The sequence below is a fragment of the Chamaesiphon polymorphus CCALA 037 genome (genome assembly GCF_003003845.1).
Taxonomy (GTDB): Bacteria; Cyanobacteriota; Cyanobacteriia; order Cyanobacteriales; family Chamaesiphonaceae; genus Chamaesiphon; species Chamaesiphon polymorphus.
The window spans coordinates 1-5,323 of the sequence record NZ_PVWO01000413.1; the positions used below are offsets into that span (position 1 = coordinate 1).

A 5,323-nucleotide genomic window follows, 5' to 3' on the forward strand; every position below is an offset into this window, starting at 1 on the left:
TCCGCAACTCCTAACTCCTAACTCCCAACTAGCTTTGAATAAACCCCTCATCCTCGGCGTCACTGGCGCATCCGGCTTAATTTATGCCATCCGAGCCGTTAAATACCTCCTTGCCGCCGACTATCAGATCGAACTAGTCGCCTCCAAATCTACCGCTATGGTCTTTCAAGCCGAAGACCAGATTAGATTGCCCCCCGAACCAGAAGAACAAGCCGAATTCTGGCGCGAACGCGCAGGCGTCCCCACCGCCGGAAAACTCCGCTGTCACCGTTGGGGCGACGTCGGTGCCAACATCGCCAGCGGATCCTACCGCACCCAAGGCATGTTGATCCTCCCGTGCAGCATGAGCACCGTCGCTAAATTAGCCAACGGACTCAGCGGCGACCTCCTCGAACGCGCCGCCGACGTCCAGCTCAAAGAAGGCCGTAAACTAGTATTAGTCCCCCGCGAAACCCCCTTTAGCCTAATTCACCTCCGCAATCTGACTGCGCTTGCCGAAGCTGGAGCTGCAATCGTGCCAGCTTGTCCCGCTTGGTATCACAAACCCCAATCGATCGACGATTTGGTCGATTTTGTCGTTGCGAGAGCCTTAGATCGTCTCGATATCGACTGTATTCCCATTAACCGCTGGAAGACCGATAGTTAATTACCTACTCTCTTCCCAGTGTCAAATTAGACATCTAAAGTAGTGAGTGAATAGTGAATAGTGAATAGTGAATAGACGACCGACATCACAAATCGAGATTATCTATTTCTTGAGTGGGAAGGGAGTAAGTTGCTAGGTGTGAGTTATCGGTGGAGACGGGGAGAGAGGAAAACTGGGGAAAGGGGGACGAGGAGACAAAGACGCTTGCGTTCAAACTTTCTATTCACTGTCTACTACTCACTATTCACTATCCACTATCCACTATCCACTACCCACCCATCATTAATTTATGAAAATCATCATCCTCCTATTGGTACCGATCTTATTAGGAATTGTGGTGGGATCGAACCTCTCGCCGCTGATGACGGTAGTTATTCTCAATCAACCTACAGTATCGTTACCGATCGGGGTATGGCTGATAATTGCTATCGGAGCGGGGTTTTTGGCAAGTTGCTCGATCCAACTTTTAATCTCGATCGATAAGCGTCGGCTCGCACGTCAGATTCGGCAATTGCAATCGCGATTGCAACAGCAAGATGAAGATGTTTTTACTTATACCTCATCTGAAACTGAAGCAGATTCAGTCCGCGATAAACCAGATCGGGCACCATCTGGAACTAGTAGATTTCGCAGCTATCGATCGACTGCTGCCGAGCGTCAGGATCTGCGTTCCAGTCAGCCTTTTACACCGCCAAATCGTGTCGATGACGATGATGATTGGGACGAAAAACCAGCATCAAATCGTCAACTAGACTGGGAAGATTCCCCTCCACCCCGTCCCAAAAACGCTCGATCGACCATCGATAACTCGCCAATTGAGGACGATGCTCGGTTTGTTTCTTCGTCAGAGCGACTGCGCCAACAAGCTGATTTAGAGCCAGAAGATCGACCTCTAGAGCGCGATCGCACCCAAACTAGTCGTGAAGTATACGATGCTGATTTTAGATTGATTCAGCCGCCTTATAAGCAGCCGCTAGAAACTGAATTTGATGACGATCCGGATTCAGAAGATTTTGAGTACGAGCCAATCGATGATGATGACAAATCTCCCGCTTCAGTCAAACCAACATCTCTAAATCGCTCCAAACCTTCAAGTAATCTAGATGATGAAGATTGGGGCTTTGATTTTGACGATCGGGATACACCTGCAAGAGCAAATTGACAGCGATCGGCGTAAAATTCTAGTTAACTTTAAAATTAATTGGAACTATAATTATAATTAAGTGCATAATATACTAATATGAAGTGAGCTTCATCTTGGTGAATACATGAAGTAAACTGTATATCTGCCAAAAATATCCGCCGTAACCACAAATTAAACTATGTCTAAAGTCGATTCCGTAGCAGAACCAACCATCCCTACAACACCACTGACTGGTAAAGCTTTACTTCAAAAAGTCAAAGAACTTTCACATCTGGCCAAACGTGAAACAGCAACACAGTGTGGCTATGTGAAAACTACCAAAGCTGGTGTTACCCGCACCGATCTGTCTGGATTTTACGATGCTGTGCTCACAGCCAAAGGAGTCAAACTTGACGAAACCAGTAGAGATAATCGCGGTAAAACCGCTACTTATAAGGCGACCGTTCACAAGAATGGTCAACTGTTGATTGGGGCTGCTTACACCAAAGAAATGGGCTTAAAAGAGGGCGATACTTTCAGTATCAAATTAGGCTACAAACACATCCATTTGGTTCAAGATAATTAGGTCGAACGATAGAAGCCGTACTAATTCACGACTTCTGTCGCTTACTTAGGAAATCTCAGGGCAGTGCTAGCAACTGTCCGATTTTTTGTGTTTAGATGCACGCCTACCAACTTTCAGCCAAAATTGCCACAATGCGATCGAATCGTACCAGTCCACGCGACGAACCAGCGTAGCGATCTGGTTGGCATTGCGATCGCCACAGCATTAGCTAAGTGGAACTATATGCGATATAGATATTGTCTATCTGTGTCATTCTATAGATGCATAACAGCTCTAAAGTTAGGTACTTTGAATGTCTCCTAGCTGGAAAAAGATCGAGCGATCCCGATGTGCCATGCCAGTGGCTTTGCGATCGCCGACCTTGCAAAAGTACTAAGAACTTTACCCAGTACAGCTAATAGGCTTTAGCAAGCGAGAGATAACACGTTCGAGACTCCAGAGCCGATCGCAAAGTAGGGGCAATTCATAAATTGCCCCTACTTTGCGATCGGCGATAATCTGCCTAAATCTAAATGTTATTTGCTGGTTATTTCCCCAGCAGCAGCTAATTTCGATCGGTTACTTCGCAAATATTGTTAGCAGCGATAAGATCGAAAATCCAAATTGTAGCTACGGCTACAATTTGGATTACTTAGCGAACGCGATCGACAATAAAATTGACGACCTCCGCCAACCCCGTCCCCAGTTTAAGATTAGTAAAAATAAACGGTTTAGCTCCGCGCATCTTAATACTATCCCGCTCCATAATGCCCAGATCGGCACCTACTTGAGCCGCCAAGTCGATCTTATTAATTACCAATAAATCTGACTTGGTAATGCCGGGGCCGCCCTTGCGGGGGATTTTATCGCCACCTGCGACATCGATCGTGTAGATAGTCAGATCGACTAGTTCGGGGCTAAAGGTCGCCGCCAGATTGTCGCCGCCACTTTCGAGGAAGACGATATCGAGATCGGTAAATTGGCGTTCTAATTGTTCGATCGCGGCAATATTCATTGAGGCATCTTCCCGGATGGCAGTATGCGGACAGCCACCAGTTTCGACACCGATAATCCGCTCTGAGTCTAGAGCCTGACTTCTGACCAGAAATTGAGCGTCTTCTTGCGTATAGATATCATTGGTCACTACAGCTAACTGATATCGATCGCGTAGCTGCTTGCACAAACCATCGAGTAATGCGGTTTTACCGGAACCAACAGGCCCAGCAATGCCAACACGGAGGGGATTCATAATTTAGGGGGTAGAGGGTAGGCTTTAGGCTTTAGGCTTTAGGCTTTAGGCTTTAGGTAACAATCTAAAAATACTAGTAATTAGCATAGATCTAAGAGTGCCCCTGTCTTGACGCGCGAATCATTTGGGAAACCCGCGTCGCTTGTGGGTACCCTGATGTTGTCGCAGTAATAGGAGCTATCCATGGTAGCAAGATCTGCTGTTACTGAGATTCTTGCACGCATTGTTCTTCAGGACAGGATACCGCGATCTAACCGATCGCCGCGCGACGCTCGAAGCTACACATGGTGGCAAGATCTGAGGTTACTGAGATTCTTGCGCGCATTGTTCTTCCGGACAGGATACAGTGATCTGACCGATCGCAGCACGATTATCGTATTTTTGAGTTTTGAGATATTCGTCATCACTTTCAGGATAATTGCCAGCAAAAGCCCGCTTGCCAATTGGTTTGGGGCGAAATGCCAAACCGCTGGGTTGCTGATTAAAATTAATAAACTCATGAGACTCGTTTTCTTTGCTCAGAGTTAGAGTCGCACCCCCATAGACCGTGGCAGCTTGTTTGATAGGCGTACCAGGGCCGACACCTTGCTGCGTGCGGTAGCTCGGATTATCTGTCATTAAATGTTGAATCCGATCGGCATCGCCAAAATTAGTTCCGGCAGGGTAGGGGATATAATACTGTACGGTTCTGCCTTTGGTAACGGCGATCGCATCAAACCCCTCAATAAAGTTAGTTTTGATGGGAAAATTGTATCCAGAACCCATTTGTGATTTTAGATCCCCAAAAGTCATGCCAATCTTGGCCGCACCAATGCCGACAGGGGTAATTTGCCGATTGGCATCTGCGGGGGCTTTGAGCTTAGAAAGTGGCTCTGGCTTGGGATTGGCTTTGATAGCGATCTTGGGTGGAACTGTTTCGACAGGTACCGGAATCGCGACCGGGGTAGGTTGTGGATAGAGAGATGTTGGTAACTCTGAAATCGTCGTTTTCGATGGTACTTGGGCTGTCGGTTTGACTTTAGTAACCCCCACGCTTGGTGTCGGCGTTGGCGTCACTATTGGAGTTGGAGTAGGAGTCGGCACGACCGCTACAGGCGATGGTGCCACGGGTGTTACTATCGGCGTGGGTGTAGGCGAAACCACCGCTATCGGTGGCGGGTTTTTCTTGCCACATGCGGTTAATATCCCGATCGATAATAGACAGATGCTGAGGTAAATTTTTTGTTTCATCTCTACATACCTATCTAGATAACTAACTTTTAAAATATCTTATAGCTCGATTTTACCTCTAGTGCGCAATCGATCGCCACTGACAAATAACAGCATTGCCACACAAAATATCTACAGACTAGTCTGCGACAAGGCACCACCACTCAAAAAGACCATGGATAGTAGATAGTGGATAGTAGATAGTAAGTACTTTTAGTACTTGGCAGTAAATTTCGAGGCTATTTTTATCAGTTTTTACATACTGGTGCAAGCTGTGAGTATACCCCATACCCCCTATCTCCTAGTCCCTAGCAGTGAAATTAGTCATCGTCATCATTAGCATCGTCAGTTTGTTAATACTGGAAAATCAGTTTCCCTTTTTCCGATATCAAACTTCCCTCCGATCGAGAATAGTTAATAATTTTGAGTTAGGGGTGATTAACTCGATCGCCTCTACTCCCTTCCCGCCAGAAGATTATAGAATAAGGTTGTAGATATGTTGAATCGTATTTGAAATTTGGATTGGAGTCT

The 5,323-nt window shown here is 46.5% G+C and carries 5 protein-coding genes; 3 read left to right on the plus strand and 2 right to left on the minus strand.

Annotated elements, in window-relative coordinates:
* The first annotated feature begins 34 nt into the window (after positions 1-34).
* The 3 genes from C7B77_RS23165 to C7B77_RS23175 all read left to right on the plus strand — a co-directional run bounded on the left by C7B77_RS23165 (position 35) and on the right by C7B77_RS23175 (position 2,355).
* Positions 35-646 (plus strand): flavin prenyltransferase UbiX, encoded by a 612-nt coding sequence (locus tag C7B77_RS23165; RefSeq protein ID WP_106310495.1) that lies wholly within the window; start codon positions 35-37, stop codon positions 644-646.
* A gap of 289 nt (positions 647-935) precedes the next feature.
* The gene (locus C7B77_RS23170; protein WP_106310489.1) at positions 936-1,808 is read left to right on the plus strand and encodes a lipopolysaccharide assembly protein LapA domain-containing protein; all 873 of its coding nucleotides are present in this window, start codon (positions 936-938) and stop codon (positions 1,806-1,808) included.
* A gap of 160 nt (positions 1,809-1,968) precedes the next feature.
* Entirely contained in the window at positions 1,969-2,355 is a 387-nt protein-coding gene (locus C7B77_RS23175; protein WP_015162138.1) for an AbrB family transcriptional regulator, read from the plus strand.
* Between the two features lie 631 nt (positions 2,356-2,986).
* Here the strand turns inward: C7B77_RS23175 and ureG are convergent.
* Positions 2,987-3,583, minus strand: a complete 597-nt coding sequence (gene ureG, locus C7B77_RS23180) for an urease accessory protein UreG (RefSeq protein WP_015162140.1) — start codon at positions 3,581-3,583, stop codon at positions 2,987-2,989.
* Between the two features lie 303 nt (positions 3,584-3,886).
* The gene (locus tag C7B77_RS30345; RefSeq protein ID WP_106310492.1) at positions 3,887-4,813 is read right to left on the minus strand and encodes a hypothetical protein; all 927 of its coding nucleotides are present in this window, start codon (positions 4,811-4,813) and stop codon (positions 3,887-3,889) included.
* Between the last annotated feature and the right edge of the window lie 510 nt (positions 4,814-5,323).

Excerpts from the sequence above, each read along its gene's own strand:
- C7B77_RS23170 (WP_106310489.1), top strand. The coding sequence starts at position 936 with ATGAAAATCATCATCCTCCTATTGGTACCGATCTTATTAGGAATTGTG.
- C7B77_RS23175 (WP_015162138.1), top strand. The coding sequence starts at position 1,969 with ATGTCTAAAGTCGATTCCGTAGCAGAACCAACCATCCCTACAACACCA.
- ureG (WP_015162140.1), bottom strand. The coding sequence starts at position 3,583 with ATGAATCCCCTCCGTGTTGGCATTGCTGGGCCTGTTGGTTCCGGTAAA.
- C7B77_RS30345 (WP_106310492.1), bottom strand. The coding sequence starts at position 4,813 with ATGAAACAAAAAATTTACCTCAGCATCTGTCTATTATCGATCGGGATA.